Here is an 18795-nt window from a genome sequence, read left to right on the forward strand (position 1 = left end):
CCGAGGAGCCCCGACATGAACCATATCCTACGCAGCCTGCCTCTGATCTTTGTTGCCAATGCGTCTGTCGCACATGAGGCCCCGCATTTGCATCACCACCTCACAGACCCGAACTGGATGCCGCTGGCGGTAGGCTTGTTGATTATCGGCTTTGCGGCGTTTCTGGCTTGGAGCTGCAAATGATCCCTGGCGAAGTCTTCCCTGCGGATGGCGTGCTGACCCTCAATGCCGGTGCTGACGCGCTCACGCTGATGGTTGCCAATACAGGCGACCGCCCCGTGCAGGTGGGCAGCCACTATCATTTTGCCGAAACCAACCCCGCGCTGGAGTTTGACCGCATCGCCGCACGTGGCATGCGCCTCGACATCGCTTCTGGCACCGCCGTGCGGTTCGAGCCGGGCCAGCGCCGCGAGGTGCAGCTGATCCCCATTGGTGGAGCGCGGCGTATTTTCGGCTTTAACAGCCAAGTTATGGGAGACCTCTGATGCCTACCCAAATCCCCCGCGCGCAATATGCGGCCATGTATGGCCCGACCACTGGTGACCGGGTGCGCCTTGCCGATACCGATCTGATTATCGAGGTGGAGCGTGACCTGACCACCTACGGCGAAGAGGTGAAATTCGGCGGCGGCAAGACGATCCGTGACGGGATGGGTCAATCCCAAGTTACCCGTGCAGGTGGCGCGGTAGATACCGTCATTACCAACGCGCTGATTGTCGATCATTCAGGCATCTACAAGGCTGATGTGGCGCTCAAAGACGGGCTGATCCATGCCATCGGCAAGGCGGGCAACCCCGACACGCAAAGCGGCGTCGATATTATCGTCGGTCCCGGTACCGAAGTAATCGCAGGCGAAGGGCGCATCCTGACGGCGGGCGGTATGGACAGCCACATCCACTTTATCTGTCCGCAGCAGATGGAGGATTCACTGCATTCGGGCGTGACAACTTGTTTTGGTGGCGGCACTGGCCCTGCACATGGAACGCTTGCCACCACCTGCACACCGGGGCCGTGGCACATTGGGCGGATGCTGCAATCTTTTGATGGCATTCCCATGAACATCGGCCTGTCGGGCAAGGGCAACGCAAGCCAGCCTGCCGCCTTGGTCGAAATGGTAAATGCGGGTGCTTGTGCGCTCAAGCTGCATGAAGATTGGGGCACCACACCTGCGGCGATTGATTGCTGCCTGTCCGTGGCCGACGACATGGATGTGCAGGTGATGATCCACACCGATACCCTCAATGAAAGCGGCTTTGTCGAGCATACGGTCGCGGCGATGAAGGGCCGTACGATCCACGCCTTCCACACCGAAGGTGCGGGCGGTGGCCATGCCCCTGATATCATCAAAATCTGCGGCGATGCGAATGTGCTGCCCTCCTCGACCAACCCGACGCGGCCCTTCACGGTGAACACGCTCGAAGAGCATCTGGACATGCTCATGGTCTGTCATCACCTTGATAAATCCATCCCCGAAGATGTCGCCTTTGCCGAGAGCCGCATCCGCCGCGAAACGATTGCCGCCGAGGATATCCTGCATGATATGGGGGCATTTTCGATCATCGCCTCGGACAGTCAGGCGATGGGCCGAGTGGGTGAAGTGTTGATCCGCACGTGGCAAACCGCAGACAAGATGAAGAAACAGCTCGGCCCGCTGGCGGAAGAGACAGGCGACAACGATAACATCCGCGTACGTCGCTACATTGCGAAATACACGATCAATCCCGCGATTGCCCAAGGGGTGAGCCATGTCATCGGCGACATCAGTGTGGGCAAACGCGCCGATCTGGTGCTCTGGAATCCTGCGTTCTTTGGTGTGAAACCCGAAATGGTTTTGATGGCTGGTTCAATTGTTGTGGCCCAAATGGGGGATCCGAATGCCTCCATCCCGACGCCGCAGCCGGTCTATAGCCGTCCGATGTTTGGGGCTTACGGGAGCGCGTTGCGCCATACCTCGGTCAGCTTTGTCTCGGGTGCGGCGCATGCAGCAGGCATTGGGGGAACGCTTGGTCTGGCCAAACAAACAATCGCTGTAAAAAACACCCGCGCCATCAGCAAAGCGGACATGATCCTCAACGACGCTCTGCCGCAAATCGACGTGCACCCCGAAACCTATGAGGTGCGCGCGGATGGCGTCCTGTTGACCTGCCAACCTGCCGATGTGCTGCCCATGGCACAACGCTATTTCATGTTCTGAGAGGACGCTATGACAACGCTACCCATCGCCCAGACCCTGCACCGCAAAGGGGGGTGGGCCGGTCCCGCATCCCGATGTGAACTCGATTACACCGAGCGCTTTTTGCGCCGCAAAAGACTGACCACGGCAACGGGGGAGGCCTTTGTTGTTGATCTGGCACAGACGACGTCCCTGAATGAAGGGGACGCGCTTGAGCTTGATACTGGTGTGCTGGTCGAGATCGCGGCGGGTGTTGAAAGCCTCTACAAAGTATCGGGACCGCATCTAGTGCGGCTGGCGTGGCATGTGGGCAATCGCCATACGCCTTGTCAGATCAACGAGGATCATCTGCTGATCCAAGCGGATCCTGTCATCGGCCACATGCTCGAACATCTGGGCGCTGTGGTTGAGCCGATTACCGCAGCCTTTACGCCCGAAGGGGGCGCATACGGACACGGGCGTATCCATTCGCACGAACATGTCGCGACGGCGCATGAGCACTAACAGCGATATGCTTACCCTTGCGCAATGGCTCTCGCCCGCCTTTCCGGTGGGCGGATTCGCCTATTCGCACGGGCTCGAAACAGCCATTCAAAAGGGAGTGATCCGCAGCGCCAAGGATTTGCAAGACTGGCTTTGGGATGTGCTGGAACACGGCAGCGGGCGCAATGACGGCGTCCTTCTGCGTGCTGCATATGCCTGCACAACACCCGCACAGTTGGAAGAGGTCAATCAGACAGCGATTGCGGTTTCCGCCTCCCGCGAGCGGGTCTTTGAGACGCAATTACAGGGAACTGCATTCACCCAAACCACCGCTGTAATCTGGCGCGTGGACGAGGTAGCGGACACCGATACGAACGTTTTATGCTACCCTGTTGCTGTGGGCCATGCCGCCGCGCGGGCAGAATTCGACGTTGATCTCACTGCTGCAATGTATCTGCACGCCTTCGCCAGTAACCTTGTCTCGGCAGCTGTGCGTGCCGTGCCTCTGGGGCAGACGGAGGGACAACGTGTTCTTGCTGCCCTTGTCCCGCTTTGTGATCAGATAGCACAACGCACCATCGGCACGACATTGGACGATCTCAGCAGCACGGCCTTCCTCTCTGACATCGCCGCCATGCAACACGAAACGCTACAACCAAGGATATTCCGGTCATGACATCACTTAACGGACCCCTGCGCATCGGCATCGGAGGCCCCGTTGGCGCAGGTAAAACCACGCTGACGGCCTGCCTTGCCCGCGCATTGAAGGAGGATTTCTCCATCGGTGTCATCACAAACGACATTTACACCCAGGAAGATGCCGAAGCGCTGATGCGGATGCAAATCCTGCCGCAGGATCGCATCATCGGCGTGGAAACAGGCGGTTGTCCGCATACTGCCATTCGCGAGGATGCTTCAATCAATCTGGCCGCCATCGCGCAGATGCGCGCGCGCCACGCTGATCTCGATATCGTGCTGATCGAAAGCGGTGGTGACAATTTGTCTGCTACTTTCAGCCCCGAATTGGCCGATGTCACGATTTACGTAATCGACGTTGCCGCGGGCGAGGACATCCCGCGCAAAGGCGGGCCTGCCCTGACAAAGTCAGACGTTTTGGTGATAAACAAAACCGACTTGGCACCCCATGTCGGAGCATCCTTGGATGTGATGAAACAGGACTGCGAAAAAATGCGCGGGGTCCGGCCCTATGTATTTTGTGCGCTGCGGCGAAATGAAGGAACTGACGAGGTACTGAGCCGCATTCTCGAAATCGGCGGGCTTGTTCAAAGTCGTTGATGGCAAATTCACTGACGATCTGTTCTGGATCAGATTTTCTAGATTTCCGTAAAGATCACCTAGCCCGATGAAGATCGCCGTCTTGTTTTGGGACTGTTAGAAGGACAGCAGATGCAAAACCGGAAGCTCTGAAGCGCATAAATTGGAAAGCTCCAACGTCCGCTTTTTTTACAATGCCTTATTGATTTGACGTTTGCAGCGATTGACCGCTATCCGCCGATATCTACCTACCGACGACGAACTTTGCGGTGCATTCCATGGCAACAGCTTTTCGTATTTGCTTCGCGGCAACTTCGCCGTGATTTGATCCAGCACCTACTTTTGATACCGCTCAGGGTTCACTTTGTTGAGTTTACAGGTCTCGATGATGGTGACGTGTATCGTCTTTGCTTTAGCACCTTGGTCCCTACCGATAAACAGCGCATTTTTATGTACCAAAAATATTGGCTTGAACATGTGCTCTACCGAATTGATGTCTAGATCAATACGGCTGTCATCGATGAGGCGCATTAAATCGCCCAATTGGTTTTGCTCATAGTTGATCGCTTTCGCCATTCTACTTTTGGCCAGATGGCGGCCAGAAGCTTCAAGTAGGAATGCCTCTATGCGATCAAGTATCGAGACGGATTATTGCCTACGATAAGCTTGTCGTTCAGGTGGTGATTTTTTTCCCTCACCACTTTTTCAACTTGGTAAAGCTCTGAAATCATCATGATGACTGCTTCAGCATCTTCAGTACTGTTGAATTCGTAGTCGTCAGTGAAATAACGGCGGGTACATGCCCAACATTTAGCTGGAATGATATTTTCGACGGACGTCCCCAGCTTGCCCAATTGTGCTTAGTCAATATAGGCATCCGTTTGTACGATCCTAGATACACCCACTAGGAGTTGCTGAATAATGTGCCAGGCCCGTGTCTTGCTGTGTGAATAGAGCACAAATGGGGGCTTCTCTCCCCCCAAGCGAAAGGTCATCGCGAAGCAACGCAAATAGATAATTGGTGCCGGCTTTGCCATTTCCGAGTTGAAGTATTGGCACTGGAGTTTCATCCATGAAGAAGCGGTTTCTGTTTTGCTTCAACTCAAGTTCCAACAATTGATAGAGCGTTAAAAAGGCATCGATGGCTACGCGCTTTGACCCATTCATCAAGGTACTACGTTTGAAGTCGATACCCTGACAGGCCAAAGCCTGCTCTTGTCGCCATCAAGGCATGTACCAGCCAAAGCGGTTGCAAATCGCATCAGCCAGAAACCTGTTGCTCAACGATGTCTGGGTAAAAAGACGTGGAATACAAGCGGTTCCTACTACTTTTTTTTCGCCAAGCAGCGATATTTTGACTACTTACGCACCGGGATAATGTATGTTGCGGGGACCACTTCCAAGTTTCGTTTATGTCGTAGCCACGTATTTGGCCACCACAGCCACAGGAACATAACAGGTCAAGCGTTCCCATGTCCCATTCACGCCTTTCAAGGTGCGTGGGCCACTCCCGCTACGATTGTGTGTCGCCGGTTTCGTTTTTGGCATTGGTGAATCCAGACATGAGTTTTCTTGCGACCCTGAAGCTGCTAAGAGGGTGTCGTATGGAACTGAGATTGTGTTGGCGGCGCCCCGCATCGTAGCTTTGCCTATGTCAGGATTACGGTCTGCGTTTGCAACAGATATCATCTTATTCAGCTTTCCGATCTGTCCCTTGAGCTCATGGTTTTCAGAATTTTTGATCTGGATAATTGCGTTTGATTTATGAAGGTCTTTGGCGGTCTCAGACAGAATAGAACGTTCAAACGCTTGGAGACGCCCGACTAACGTCGGGCCGTCTGGTCCAGACGATGCCATAAGGTCAGCCGCACGGCTATCTATCGTGTCGTGCATATCCCTAGAAGCAGCGAGACGCTGCGACCTCCATCAAATCCAAAAAATAAGCGTATTTTGCTCATCCGGCCGTCAAATTTCGGCCTATGCTTTGGGGGATCATAAAATCCTGGTGGCATTCCATGATATTTAAATCATAACAGATAGTTAGACATGTGTTGTGATTTGTGTGTCACAGATTTTTGCAAAGCTATTTCAATCAGTGTGTGTCCGGAAAAGTGACATTTGGTTCTTGTTTTCGTAGCTTTTGCCACGATTTTTTCACTGTGATTGGCTGCCGATCTTTGAGCTTTCCGCCGGACCGCAACGAGTAGTTTGGCAATCCCCGAATATTTCCATCTTCAAGAAATGCTGGATGTTCCGCTATGCCACTTTTGGGTAGTGGTAATTTGCCGCTGCAAAACGCTGCAAATCGAGACCTTCGAACAGCGTCTCGAACTGTGCGTTGGTCAAGGATACCTTCCCCTCGTTCAGCTTCAGCCAGACGAAACCTGCGCCCTCGATGCGTTTGTCGACCAAAAAGAGACCAGTACCGTCTCACATCAACATCTCAATTTTGTAGCGCCCCTTAGAGCGAAATACGAAGAAAACCCCGAAAAGGTGGTCGAGATTAGAATAGCTTAGAACGTTGTTGGCTAGTCCGTCCATTCCCTTTCTGAAATCGACTGGCGTCGTCGCGAGAAATATATTGCTGGTGTTTGAAGGCGCGGTCATGCGTATGCCCCGAGACCTTTACGAGTTTAAGTAGATCGCCTGCCGAAAGCCCCAAAGGGAACTCGATAGCCACGTCTCCGCAAAGTATGCGTCCAAAACCGGATGGAGAACTGATTACTGGCAAGGGTATCTCGAAACCGGGGAGATCTTGCTCAACTTCCGATGCCGCGAACGCAGGACCCTCGATATGGGTTTTTCACCACGGCTCCGTCTGTCCGCAACCGACCACTTTCGTACAAGGCATTCATGAGAGCCAAGTTCTGCTGCTAAATCTCAGGGAGATTGGCCATCTTCACGAATGCGCCGCGTGGCCTTCTACTTCACCTCTACACGCCAGCCAATTTTGCCAGCAGGAGACTTCTCAATAGTGAATCCCCAAATCTCGTGTCCCGCCATTTTGGCCTCTTACTTATCATCAGAGGCAGGATACCATTTTTGCCAATACTGCGTTTAGGGGGCAAAGAGGGGGCAGGTGCAACGCTTACTGTCTTTGCGATCTGTAAGGCCAAGAAAAATCCAAAGCACTTGCTGATGTCTCTGACGTGTAAAGCTGGACATCGAAAATCAGCAACACGCAAAACTGCAGGGAACATCGATCACTATTTGACGTTAGCGGAGGGTCAAAATATCGGAATTTAACACGAAACAATTCTTGGTTCATGCGAACCACCGAAGAGTGAACGATGGGAAGGCCAACAAGAATATCTGGCGAGAAGTCGTCAAAAAAATCATGCGTGTTGGCCGCAAGCATTATTTATCTGAAGAGACGACCCTTTTGGTTTTGGGTGGCTTGCGCGGTGAAGACAGGAGAGCGGAGATGTGTCGCGGTAAAGGCTTATCGCAAGGCGTCTATTGCAAGTGGTCCGAGGACTTGATGGAGGCTGGCTAGAAGCCAGTGGCTGGCGATAGGGATCGGGCGGCCAATACCGACGAGGTACAAAGCTTGCGCCCTAAACCATTTGAAATGAAGGAATTTTGGACCGAGCAAACGCTCGACGTGCTTCGTCTTACAAAAAGAATGATCGATGATGGAGGCGATCAAGAATGAGCTACACCGTTTTAAATCTCTTTCCGATTGGATGAGGCGATTCCACAGCATTGAGGAAGAATGAAACGAAGGATATTCGAAGTGCATCGCTTGCATCAAGGCAACGCGCCGCATACTGCGACCACCCCCGTAAGCCCAAATTTCTATTCGTTTAAACCGCTCCTGATCCCTGAAACTCTACCGACGAGCAGGTTTCCATCCCTATTAGCGGATTGCTGTGCACCTCCATGACGAGTGATCAGCGGATGGCTCGGGGTGATTGTCAGAGCGCGGCTCCATCGCAAGCTGTTGAAATTTTCCAGCCTAGGTTCCATCGCTGCGGTATCACGGAAAACTGCTGGTCGTAGGAGCCTTACGTGCACAGCCAAGTCCTCGCAGTCGTGAAAAGCTTACCCACTTTGGTCAACTGCGTGAAGGTAACTTAATCCGCCGACAAGCCTTCAAGAAGGTAGTGACCCTAAGGTGGGCGATTTTTGCCGCCCACAGCCGATTAAACGCCTATCCTATGTCATAGATTAATGCCGAGCGGGCTACCTTGTCCTATCCCACGATGATGAACAGAAAACCACCTCCGGCAGGTTTGTGCCATGATGTGTCTGCTGTAAGTGTTCGGCTTGTGCAGGGCATTTTAGCAACGGCGTTGGTAAGACATGAAACCCGGACTTGGCTATGTTGGTGAAAAAGTTGAAAAATATTGGGAACGCTTTTATCGGTGTCTAGTTGTCACGTTAAGGTAGATAAAAAGTAACCAAGATTTTCCAAGATATCCGCAAATTTATCCTATGGATAATCCATAGGACGAATTGTACCCGGCGACCAAATAGGGGCCTGATTAAGGGCCGAACAAGATTGAACTTTTGGCAGCTACGGGCCGCCAAGGAAAAAACGAAAGAGGAAGAACCAAATGAAGCTATTTTTTGTAGATCCAGCAACAGGTGATCGCATTAATGATTTTGGTTCTGGAAGCCAAATTTCGATTCAGGCCATAGGCACAGTATTGCTTGTTCCTGATACTGCCTCCTCTGTCGAAGATGATGTAACACGTATTGTTTACAATTTTAACAACACGACCTTTACGATCACCGAGGAGCCTTTTGCGCTTTCGATCGGGCCGGATGAGTCAGCCGACTATAAGTGGCAGACGGGCCCCCTGACGATCTCCGCCGAAGCGTTTGATGCGTCAGGATCCGTGGTCGACAGCACGTCGATTGACGTTACTGTTTTTGCCAGTACGGCAGCGGCGGATGGCACTGCTTCTGCTTCGGGCGATGAAGCTGGAACAGACGGTGGCGGCGTAAACACAGTTAACGGTTCTGAAACGCTCGAGTCAGAGTTTGAATTCGAGGCCGAGAGCGAAGCGGAAACGGAAGCCGAAGGCGAAGCAGAGGCTGAAGCTGCCGCTGGTACCGCAGGGGCAGCCGGCGCATTTGGCGCAGCGGCTGCGGCGTCAGGCTCGAATGCACTGACATACACATTGGCCAGTGGCTCGATTGCGACTGTCGCAAATGGTGAGACTGAAACGCCTGACGCATTTTTGCCGGAAGGCAATGTCGATGCTGTAGACAGCAGTCCGTCCACAACTATGCCGGTCCTGCAAATCAAAACTGATACGACACTTGGCGAAAACGAGGCCGAAGTTGAAGCGGAAGCAGAGGCCGAGATTGAATCGGAAGCGGAAGCGGAAGTGAGTGAGGGCAGTGCTGCCGCAGTTGCTGGCACTGCGATTTCGTTGGGTGCTGTCGGTTCTGGCCTTGGTGGCAACGGTGACGTCTTTCTAACAGATGTATTCGCCGCACTTGATGGTGGTAGCTCTACATCGGTTGCAACAACCGAACGACCGAATGCGGAGGGCCGCGAGGCTAATGCCGCGATGTCAGGTCTGACAGAAACGCGCGAAGGTGTTGAGCGGGTCGCGATTGCGCCGCAAACAGGAGCGGCGGAAGCTGAGTCTGAGGTCGAAATTGAGGCCGAAGCAGAAGCCGAAGCCGAAGCTAACAACGGCTCAGCCGCAGCGGCGGCAAGTGGCGGCGTTGGGGCGGCTATTGTCGGTAACTATGCCATTGGTGATGCAGATGCCTCCGCAGGTACGGCGACCAGCTCTGGCACCTTTCAGTCGTCAATAGAGGCGGTGAACGCCGCGCTGCTGACTGCACCCGCAGCTGGTGATGCCGACAACTCCAGAGCGCAGGGCACAGCCACAGTCGACGACGAGGTGATCACAAGCGATGTGTCACCGACGCCACAAGCAAGTGCTACGCCTGAGCCTGATTTGGATTTTGAAAGTGAAGCGGAGGCGGAGTCAGAAGCAGAAGCCGAAGCTGAAGCCGAGGTCGGGTACAATGCAGCGGCTGTGGCCGTTGTTGCCGCAGGCGGTAGCGGCGCGGCAGGCATCGGCTCTGATGCACGCGCAGCTGCAAGTACGTCCGGTTCTGCCTCGACATACGGCCACAGCGGTGTGTTCGAAGTGAACAATGACTTGGTGCAGCTTGCAGGCCAGTTGTCTGATCCTGATTTTGACCGAGCGGAAAAGGTGCTTGCAGCGCGTGCGCTCGGATCGCTCGACGAGGCGGAGGCGGAAGCTGAAGCGGAGGTCGAAAGCGAAGCCGAAGCGAGTGCCCCCGAAGATGCCTTTGGCAACAGTCAGGCTGGCGGATCTGTGTCGACCACAACAAGTGGTGACAGCACATCCGAGTCCCAGATTCAGCTTGAATCCAATAGCGGACCTGACCAACCGACCAGCGGTGTGACAATCTCAGAGCGCCGCGTTGAGAATATCACGCCCGAGTTCCAAGGGCCTACCGCAAACAAATCGCAAGACGGACTTGAGCCAGTAGAACTTGAGATCGAGGCAGAGGTAGAAGTCGAGGCAGAAGCTGAAGTTGGCGTAAACGCAGCTGCCGCGGGCGTTGCCGCAGTCGCTACTCTTGGTCATACCTATGGCAACGATATACCACTTGGTGCTGCGTCATCCTCCGCTACCAGTACTTCGGTGTTTGATGGGGAGGCAGACGAATTTAACAACGCTGTTGTAAGCTCTCCAACCGTAGACACCAGCGATCGCGCTTTTGAGGTTGAGGTTGAAACTGAGGCAGAAGCGGAAGTCGGCATTGGTGCGGGTGCTGCTGCAGCCTCCGCAGGTGCGGCGGGATATGCGGGTATCGTGTCAAGTACGGCTGCGGACGCCAGTAAAAATGCTGCTGCTGCTGCTGCTGCATCAGGTGCTCGCGTGTCAACGTATGTTGTCTTGCCCGAGAATGGCTCCGCAGGCACAATTCAGGCCTACGCTGCTGCTTGGGATACCCAAGGCCGCGGGGTTTCCGCAGCAATCGCACTGGCGGGTACACCGCTCGACGGTGGCAGAGAGAACGAATTCGAAATTGAAGCCGAAGGCGAGTTTTCTGTCATTCTGGATTACACTCTAACAACTGGAAGTTTCGACCCCGGTTCAGTCCCGCTTTTCCAACTCGCCGCAAACGCTACGAATCCAGAGCCGGTCGAGCCTTCGTCAAATCCCAACTCCAGTAGTCCTGCCGGCTCTGAAGCAGCAAGTGGCCTTTTGGCAGAAGCCGAAGTGGAAGCCGAAGCCGAAGCTGAAGCTGGTATTGGTGTCGCGGCGGCCGCAGCCGGAGCAGGGGCCACAGGATTTGCCGCAACGACAAGCAGTATTGCAAAGACATCCACAGATTTGTTGTCAGTTATAACGGCTACAGCAGTTGATGGCGATGACACGGACAATATTCTCACTGGCTCGGCAACGGCCGATATCATTTCTGGAGCGGGCGGCGATGATGTCATCGACGCAGGCGCGGGCGATGATCTGGTCATCGCTGGCTCAGGTGATGACGTGGTTCAGGGCGGCGGAGGTGATGATGTTCTGCGCGGTGGTGCAGGTAATGACGCCATTGTTGACTCGTCAGGCTCAAACCTTTTGGTAGGTGAATCTGGCGACGACCTATTGGCCAACTACAGCGAAGAGGGTGTTTTATCAGGCGGAAGCGGTAATGACGTACTTTCTGGTGGTATTGGCTCTGATGCGCTTCAGGGCGGTGCGGGAAATGACGTGTTGGTTGGTGATCTAAGTTCGATCATTGGGGGCAACGATGTGCTCTCCGGTGGTGGTGGCGACGATTTCCTGGAAGGCGGTCTAGGCGCTGACACGTTTGTGTTTAGAACTGCGGAAGGCGACGATGTCATCGCACGGCTTGAGATCGACTATGAAACACCTGCTGCTGTTGCCGTTGGTGCCGACTTCGACACAAGCGCCGATAGTCTTCGGCTTGTCGGGTTCGATTTCGTCGACGCTAATGCTGCTCTGGCAAGCTTTACCAATACGGATGACGGCGCACTCTTCTCGGCAGCTGGTACATCTGTGCTACTTTACGGTGTACAGGCTGACGCGCTGACAACCGATAACTTCGACTTTGCTTAAGGAAAAAATCATGAAAAAATCATTCATTCTTGTTGTGGCGGCCTTTGTTGCAGGCTGCGGCGGCAGTAGTCCCGGCGCAGACTATACTCCCTTAGCAGGGGCTGGGACAACTACGCTCGATGCGACCGTAGCTGGTGCGACCGTAGTGCTTGATCGTGATGCGAACACGCTGTCTTACAACGGTGAAGTCGGTCAGATCAACGCTGCTGGGGATTCGGTCGTCTTTCCGTCCGGCGCGACGATGTCTTTGAGAGGGCTGGGCAATACCCAGTCGCGCCTGTTCACCCTCAATGGTGCGGAACAAACCTTTGGTGCGTTTGGCAATCAAACAGCACCGGGCGATTTGCCCATTAGTGGAACAGCTTCTTATGATGGCGAGTCTGTCCTCGTGGTCGCTGCACCTGAAGGTGTATTTGATCTGACTGGCGACGTGACGGCGACGATCGATTTCCGTGCGGACAATGCTACGGTGACTTTCAACAATTTGTCTGGTACTGTTGCGACGGGGCTTGCTTCGCCATCCTCTGTTGATGATTTTGGCAGTGTTGTCGTCTCCGATGTTGCCTTTGACGATGGAGGACTGCTGGGGGGCTCGACTGTCGTTTCAACAAACGCGTCTGCATCATTCGATGGTCCGCTCTACGGGGGAGTAGACGGTGCCGTCTTTGGTGAGAATGCTGAAGAAGTTGCCGGCGCACTGGATGTAACGGGCGATGGTGTTGTTCTGAAGGGCGGATTTATCGCCTCCAAATAGTAGTCAAAGAGAACTGTTGCGATCTTTATCGGCATCTCGAAGGGGATGCCGATTTTATTTCGAGTAGTGCGTGCCTTTCCTGCGAGCGCACACAATGTGATGGTGTATTATTTCCCCATCAGCGGGCGGCTAGGTGACCTAATTGATAAGGAGATGTTGGTGCGTCACAGTGAGCCTCTTCCCCTTAAAGCGATCTGCCCCTAAAGTCAGGAAGGCGTTGGACCAAAGGTAGCCGCAAAAAAGACTAAAGCCTGAAGAGATTGTCGTGAGGTTACGGCAGATTGAAGTCCTAAGAAGGCAAGGCATGCTTCGAACTGACGCAATCAGATCGATATATGTGATTGAACAAGCGTATCTTGAAAGAGCCCGCATTGTGGAATTTCAGAGCCCGTCGCGGAGACGGATTTTTATCAATCACGAGCGTAGTCAGTTCAAAGTTTCAGAACGTCGCGTGTTCAGCGTTCGGAGTCAGCACCGCTCCACACAGCGTCGACTGCCAGAACGGCGAGTTGCTGACTGCAAGATCGATTGCTCGCTGAGTGGAACACAACTCACCATTTACCGATGGAGAGACCACTACAATACCTAGTGACGCTAAATTGCCCTACGCTATTGCGCACCTAAGACGAAGGCAATCGTACCGGTGCAGCAACCGCCGATTATGTACAAACTTTCAAATTTGAGTAGTCAGATTGAAATCTTTGAATATCTTCTGGCCAGTACCTTTGTTTTCTTGTTGTCTGTATCATGCCCAATTGCTCAGTGGCTGTGACGCGCCAAAACACCCTCTTTTCAAATATTCTAATTTGAATCTATAAGCCCACACATCAGACAGTGATTCATCAAAGGCAGTTTAAAATCGCCTCTTTGCATTAGCTTTAATATCGAATTTACAATACTAGACGATGGCTTATGGAGTGGTAAGCGAGATTGGGCTGTGGAAGGTTTTCCGCAGTGATGTCTATCTAACTGGTTGGGTAAGAGCAGTCTCCGGCACCGCTAGGTGAGCAAATGCTCAACTTTTAAATCTGACAATGTTCTTTTTGGAAATAGAACGGGTAGCTCACGTTTTTTTATTACGTAGCGCGCGGTCTCGCCATAGTTTTGTGCTATCCTGTCGCGGCAATCCTGTTCATGCTTCAGGTCAGGAAACAGGGTAAACAGTTCATGCCGCATCTTGGTGTGAATCATTTTTAAGCTCATCGGACCAGGGTAAAAACTCTCGGATGGAGCACCTTCCGCGAATATGATTTGATGGGCGTCAAACATCAGGTGCACGTATGTTATCGACCGTTTGCCATGTGCAATCCGAACACCGGCCATTTTTTCCACAAGGTGCTTTGCGCGCACTAAATTGTGGGAACCTAGCATCATACAATGTTGTGGAGAAACAAGCAGCGGCCTCTCATTTTGCAAGACATGAGAGTTTATCAAAATTGGACGTAAGTTCGGCGCGGCACTTAATGTCTTGGTATCCAGCCGCCGCATTCCGATCCAGCGAACAGGCTGCGGCCCGTTATCGGCAGTGACTACCAGATCCCCAATTACCAGTTCTTCGATCAGAACGTTACCGCGCTGCGTGAGGATGGCTGTGCCTGTCGTAAAGCAAACGACACCGGTATTATCGGCTGAAAAACTGCTTCGCTCTGCCTCAGGGCTAAACGATAATGAGCCACCCGACATTGAGGTATTGTCAGAAAAGTCACCACTACTTTGGTTCAGCTCGCCATCATCATCAAAATCGCCGCGCAACTCAACCAGATCCGTATAATATGCGCCCAAATTGATGAAGTCATTGTTGGTCGTGTCGCTGTCGCCTAACGCGCCGGTGTTACCCTCGTTGAAGTTTGTAATCGTGTCATTGCCGCCGGAGAGTATGAAAGTATCGTTGCCATCACCACCGACCAGCTCATCATTGCCCGCACCACCGTCAAGTGTATCGTCGTCCGCACCGCCCAGCAGGATATCATCATCGTCGCCGCCACTTAAGCTGTCATCGCCGCGGCCTCCCAAAAGTGTGTCATTGCCAGACCCGCCTTCGATAAAATCTCCTGCGCCATCATCACTTCCCACAACGTTGCTGTGAGCGGCGAGGCCGTTGACGTCAAAACCCGCGAGATAGTCATTGCCTGACCCGCCATCGATCGAATCTGACCCGCCTCCCCCCTCGATGTCGTCATCACCGGCTCCTCCTTCAATGGTGTCATTGCCATCATTTGCGGCTACATAATCGTTACCGTCACCAGCGATGATCCGGTCATCTCCGTCGCCGTCCGTAATTGAATCGTCACCGGCTCCAAGGTCGATATCGATGCCCGCAGTGTCATTGGACGCGTCAACATCATCGTCTTGATCGGTAAGAACGAGCCTCTCGATCTCGGAAAAGGAAATTGTATTACTGCCATCGGTGATCGTGCCACTTTCATCGCCAGTGTAGGTAACAGTGACAGGGCCGGTAAGATTCGAAAGATCGATGAAATCTTCGTCAGTACCCCCTTCACCGCCGATAATGGTGTCATTGCCAAAAGTATCGGTCACGATAAATGTGTCGGTTCCGTCACCACCATCAAGACTGTCATCGCCCATGGTGCCGTAGATCGAGTCATCGCCATCACGAAGCTCGACTGTGACACCGTCTGTACCGTTTCGGCCATCAACGAAATCGGAACCATCAGTCAGAATAAAGTGTTCGAATTCGGTGAAATAGACGGTGTCTGTACCGTTGGTGGCGGTTCCATAGATGTTGTTGGTGGAAGTGATCGAGATGGGGCCGGAAAGACCGCTTAGGTCAAGAGTATCGACATCGGTTCCACCTTCGCCCCCCCAAACAGAATCTTCACCACCGCCGTCAATGAAGACAACTGAATCGCTACCGTCTCCACCATAAATCTCGTCGTTGCCAGCACCGCCATCCAGGAGATCATCACCCGCTCCTCCCACAAGACTATCGTCATCATCGCCACCTCTTAAGGTGTCGTTGCCGTCGCCGCCTTCCAGCGTATCATTGCCCAACGTAGCTATGATGCTGTCATCGCCGTCTCCCCCCACAAGGCTGTCATTACCTGCGGAGTTCATGAGCGTGTCATTACCCGCACCGCCGAATAGCGTGTCCTGACCTTCTCCAGTGGTGAGGAAGTCGTCACCGTCACCGCCATCAATGTAATCGTCACCAGAACCACCACGGAGGGTATCATTGCCGTCAAATCCGAATAATCCGACGCCCGATGTGTCCAGTCGCGCGTCCAGACTGTCGTCACCTGCGCCGCCGAATATATTCTCGATCTGGCTGAACGAAATAGTGTGCGAGCCGTTGCTGAAGGTTCCTGCCTCGTACCCCGAAAACGAAACTGCCAGATCTGAGATAATCCCGGTGGCATCGATGGTGTCGCTGTCAAGATTGCCGCCCTCGCCACCGACAACTGTATCACCCTCCAGTGCAGTGGTGATGATAAACGTATCGGCATCATCACCGCCAGAAAGCAGATCGTTACCTACATCTGTGGTGAGCGTGTCGCGACCTATGCCGCCCTGAAGGGTGTCGTTCCCGGTCCAACCAAGCAGTTCGTCGTCGCCCACACCACCGATTATCAGATCGTCGCCAGCGCCGCCTTCAAGGGTATCGTTCCCAGCCCCGCCATCAATCGTATCGCTCGTTACGCCCCAGCTGTCGATCCAGTCATCGCCCTCACCACCGAGTATAGAGTCCGACCCAAAAGTGCCAAAGAGGGTATCATCCCCGTCACCAAGGTCGAAGGTTCCACCCGCGCTACTCCCGCGCCCATCAACATAGTCGTCGCTATTTGTGGCAACGATATCCTCGATCCCGGAGAAGTTTACGGTATCGTTGCCGTTTGTAATCGTGCCGCTATTGTCGGCGGTGTAATCGATTGTGACGGGGCCGTTGAGTTGGCTGAGCTCTATAGCGTCTCGGCCTGCGCCGCCATGCATAGTGTCGTTGCCAAAGCCATCTTGGAAACCAAAGGTATCATTTCCGGCACCGCCCACGAGGCTATCAGCACCTGACCCGCCTTGAATAAAGTCATCGCCACCGCTTGCATCGAGGTCTACGCCCCCACTATCCGCACTACCGTCAAAGTTGTCTGATTGGTCGGTGAGAACAATGCGCTCTATTTCCGTGAATGAGATGGTATGGGCACCGTTAAAAACCGTACCAGCCTCGGAGGCCGTGGTGGTAATTGTGGCGCCACTCGTGAGATTGGACAGGTCCAGAAGATCATCATCCGTCCCGCTCGTTACCCCTTCGCCGCCAGAAATTGTGACATTTTCGGCAGCGTCCAGTATGTAGAATTCATCAGCGTCTTCATTGCCGGACAGCTGATCATTCCCGCCACTGCTGACGTTTATCGTGTCGTTACCAGTGCCGCTTTCAACACTGTCTGCACCTCCACTGGTCCATATGATGTCATCACCGCCGCCAGTATTAACGGAGACAGAAGTATTGGCGTTACTCAAACGTGCATCAAAAATATCCGAACTGTTCGTAAGGACAAAATTCTCGATTTCCGAGAATGTGATTGTATCGGAGCCGTTAGTGATCGTGCCTGTTTCGTTAGAAGTGTAGGTAATGCTTACGGCAACTGAAACGGGCGATAGATTTACTGTGTCTTGATCGGTTCCACCTTCGCCACCAATGATCGTGTCATTGCCGAACGTATTCTCGAGATAGAACGTATCCGCATCATCGCCGCCATCAAGGCTGTCAGCGCCCGTCCCGCCAAAGATATAATCCGCACCGCTGCCCCCAAAGACCGTATCAGCGCCTGCATTTCCATACAGGTTGTCAAAGCCTGATCCGCCATCGATCAAATCATCGCCGTTCTGCCCGTTGATCAGGTCGGTGTCGGCACCTCCAGACAACGTGTCATTGCCATCTTCTCCAAAGAGCCGGTCACGACCGCCGCCGCCTGACATGCTATCGTTGCCGCTGCCGCCAAGCATGCTATCGTTACCGTCGCCGCCTACGACCGTGTCATTGCCGGTCCAGCCATATAAGGTATCGTTCCCGCCGCCGCCGTCTACATAGTCATCGCCATCCCACCCTTCGAGGGTGTCATTACCATCTCTTCCAAAGAGTGAGTCGTTGCCATCGTATCCCCGTTGGTAATCACCATTAACGGTGCCCTGCATGTCGTTCTGCGCATCCGGATCAAAGGTTTGATCGACAATGGAGGCGTAGGCAGGTTCATTTCCAGGCGTGATATCCGTCAGGACGAAGTCATAGGTATTGCCCGGAACAACCTGTCCGTTAGCCACATAGCCAACCGTTGTTGTGCCGATCATCACCCGGAAAATATCAATGGAAGTGCCGTAGCCGTCCACAGCCGTCTTGGCATATTCAAGATAGCTTTGTCCGCTGACAACTACCGCCCCTGTTTCATCATAGACAATAGTTGTCTGCCGGGTCGTATCATCGGCTGTAGAGTTGGTGGCGGAGTCGCCCGACCACGTGGCATCATCATCCGTAATCTCAAACCGGTATGCGGCTGTGGAATCGTAATTTGAGTTCAGCCGTATCTGCCCTGCCGACGGGAGCGAGAGATTTGAGGGGGAAAATCCTGTGAAAGTGTAAGTTGCCATGGGTTGGATCTGCCCTCAATACTGTGACCTACGAAGCCAGTAAGTTTGAGGTAAGATAAGCGGCTCGGTCGTAACGAAGCGTTACAACCGCTTGGTGCAACTTGTTATTAGTAAATAGAATTCCAATTAAGTTGTATGCGTGATGGATCAGATTACTCTGTGACCAGAGTATGATTCAGCAGATATAACTGTGTTATCGCGGAGGTTTTGGGGAGTGAGCTATGCTGTCCGGCTGAAATCGGAACGGACAAAACTGCATTCGTGATATGGGGCTCCATACTTCAAAGGGTACGGATATCTGGACTATTAAGCGGGGCTAAATCAGCTGTGAAGGGAAAGTAGAATACCTCTCTAGAGGCGGGTCCGTAGGAACTGCTTTCACTTGCACTGACAAACAGCGCCAGGATCGCTAAAGCGTTGCTAAAAAG

The 18795-nt window shown here is 53.3% G+C and carries 11 protein-coding genes and 2 pseudogenes; 8 read left to right on the top strand and 5 right to left on the bottom strand.

Translation table 11 applies throughout. The features are described from left to right. Positions 1-15 precede the first annotated feature (15 nt). The 6 genes from Q0775_RS11465 to ureG are packed head-to-tail and all read left to right on the top strand — an operon-like array spanning position 16 to position 3952. The gene (locus Q0775_RS11465; protein WP_298860631.1) at positions 16-183 is read left to right on the top strand and encodes a hypothetical protein; all 168 of its coding nucleotides are present in this window, start codon (positions 16-18) and stop codon (positions 181-183) included. Beyond that, complete coding sequence (locus Q0775_RS11470) at positions 180-485, top strand: urease subunit beta (RefSeq protein WP_298860634.1); 306 nt, start codon at positions 180-182, stop codon at positions 483-485. The genes Q0775_RS11465 and Q0775_RS11470 overlap by 4 nt, the downstream gene beginning before the upstream one ends. Next, the gene (ureC, locus tag Q0775_RS11475; RefSeq protein WP_298860637.1) at positions 485-2194 is read left to right on the top strand and encodes an urease subunit alpha; all 1710 of its coding nucleotides are present in this window, start codon (positions 485-487) and stop codon (positions 2192-2194) included. Before Q0775_RS11470 ends, ureC begins: the two co-directional genes overlap by 1 nt. A gap of 9 nt (positions 2195-2203) precedes the next feature. Then, positions 2204-2677, top strand: a complete 474-nt coding sequence (locus tag Q0775_RS11480) for an urease accessory protein UreE (RefSeq protein WP_298860640.1) — start codon at positions 2204-2206, stop codon at positions 2675-2677. Next, positions 2667-3332: an urease accessory protein UreF gene (locus tag Q0775_RS11485; protein ID WP_298860643.1), complete on the top strand. Its 666-nt coding sequence runs from the start codon at positions 2667-2669 to the stop codon at positions 3330-3332. Before Q0775_RS11480 ends, Q0775_RS11485 begins: the two co-directional genes overlap by 11 nt. Next, positions 3329-3952 (top strand): urease accessory protein UreG, encoded by a 624-nt coding sequence (gene ureG / locus Q0775_RS11490; protein ID WP_298860646.1) that lies wholly within the window; start codon positions 3329-3331, stop codon positions 3950-3952. Before Q0775_RS11485 ends, ureG begins: the two co-directional genes overlap by 4 nt. 315 nt (positions 3953-4267) lie before the next feature. Here ureG and Q0775_RS11495 read toward each other — a convergent pair whose 3' ends face one another. From Q0775_RS11495 to tnpB, 4 genes and pseudogenes are all read right to left on the bottom strand, one after another. Further along, on the bottom strand, positions 4268-4570 hold the full coding sequence (locus Q0775_RS11495) for a transposase (RefSeq protein ID WP_298861782.1): 303 nt from the start codon (positions 4568-4570) through the stop codon (positions 4268-4270). Continuing rightward, the gene (locus Q0775_RS19980) at positions 4555-4785 is read right to left on the bottom strand and encodes a transposase (RefSeq protein WP_366863522.1); all 231 of its coding nucleotides are present in this window, start codon (positions 4783-4785) and stop codon (positions 4555-4557) included. Before Q0775_RS19980 ends, Q0775_RS11495 begins: the two co-directional genes overlap by 16 nt. A 37-nt stretch (positions 4786-4822) precedes the next feature. Further along, positions 4823-5140, bottom strand: a pseudogene (locus Q0775_RS19985) (transposase); the annotation flags it as partial. 1047 nt (positions 5141-6187) lie between these two features. Continuing rightward, positions 6188-6538: pseudogene (gene tnpB / locus Q0775_RS11500) on the bottom strand (IS66 family insertion sequence element accessory protein TnpB). A 1952-nt stretch (positions 6539-8490) separates the two neighbouring features. Here tnpB and Q0775_RS11505 point away from each other — a divergent pair. Continuing rightward, the gene (locus Q0775_RS11505) at positions 8491-12015 is read left to right on the top strand and encodes a hypothetical protein (RefSeq protein ID WP_298860650.1); all 3525 of its coding nucleotides are present in this window, start codon (positions 8491-8493) and stop codon (positions 12013-12015) included. 10 nt (positions 12016-12025) lie between these two features. Continuing rightward, the gene (locus Q0775_RS11510; RefSeq protein WP_298860653.1) at positions 12026-12769 is read left to right on the top strand and encodes a hypothetical protein; all 744 of its coding nucleotides are present in this window, start codon (positions 12026-12028) and stop codon (positions 12767-12769) included. 999 nt (positions 12770-13768) lie between these two features. On the opposite strand, the gene Q0775_RS11515 is transcribed toward Q0775_RS11510, so the two are convergent. After that, the gene (locus Q0775_RS11515; RefSeq protein ID WP_298860656.1) at positions 13769-18367 is read right to left on the bottom strand and encodes a Hint domain-containing protein; all 4599 of its coding nucleotides are present in this window, start codon (positions 18365-18367) and stop codon (positions 13769-13771) included. Between the last annotated feature and the right edge of the window lie 428 nt (positions 18368-18795).

Origin of the sequence: uncultured Sulfitobacter sp., from assembly GCF_947499945.1 — a bacterium.
Taxonomy (GTDB): domain Bacteria; phylum Pseudomonadota; class Alphaproteobacteria; order Rhodobacterales; family Rhodobacteraceae; genus Sulfitobacter.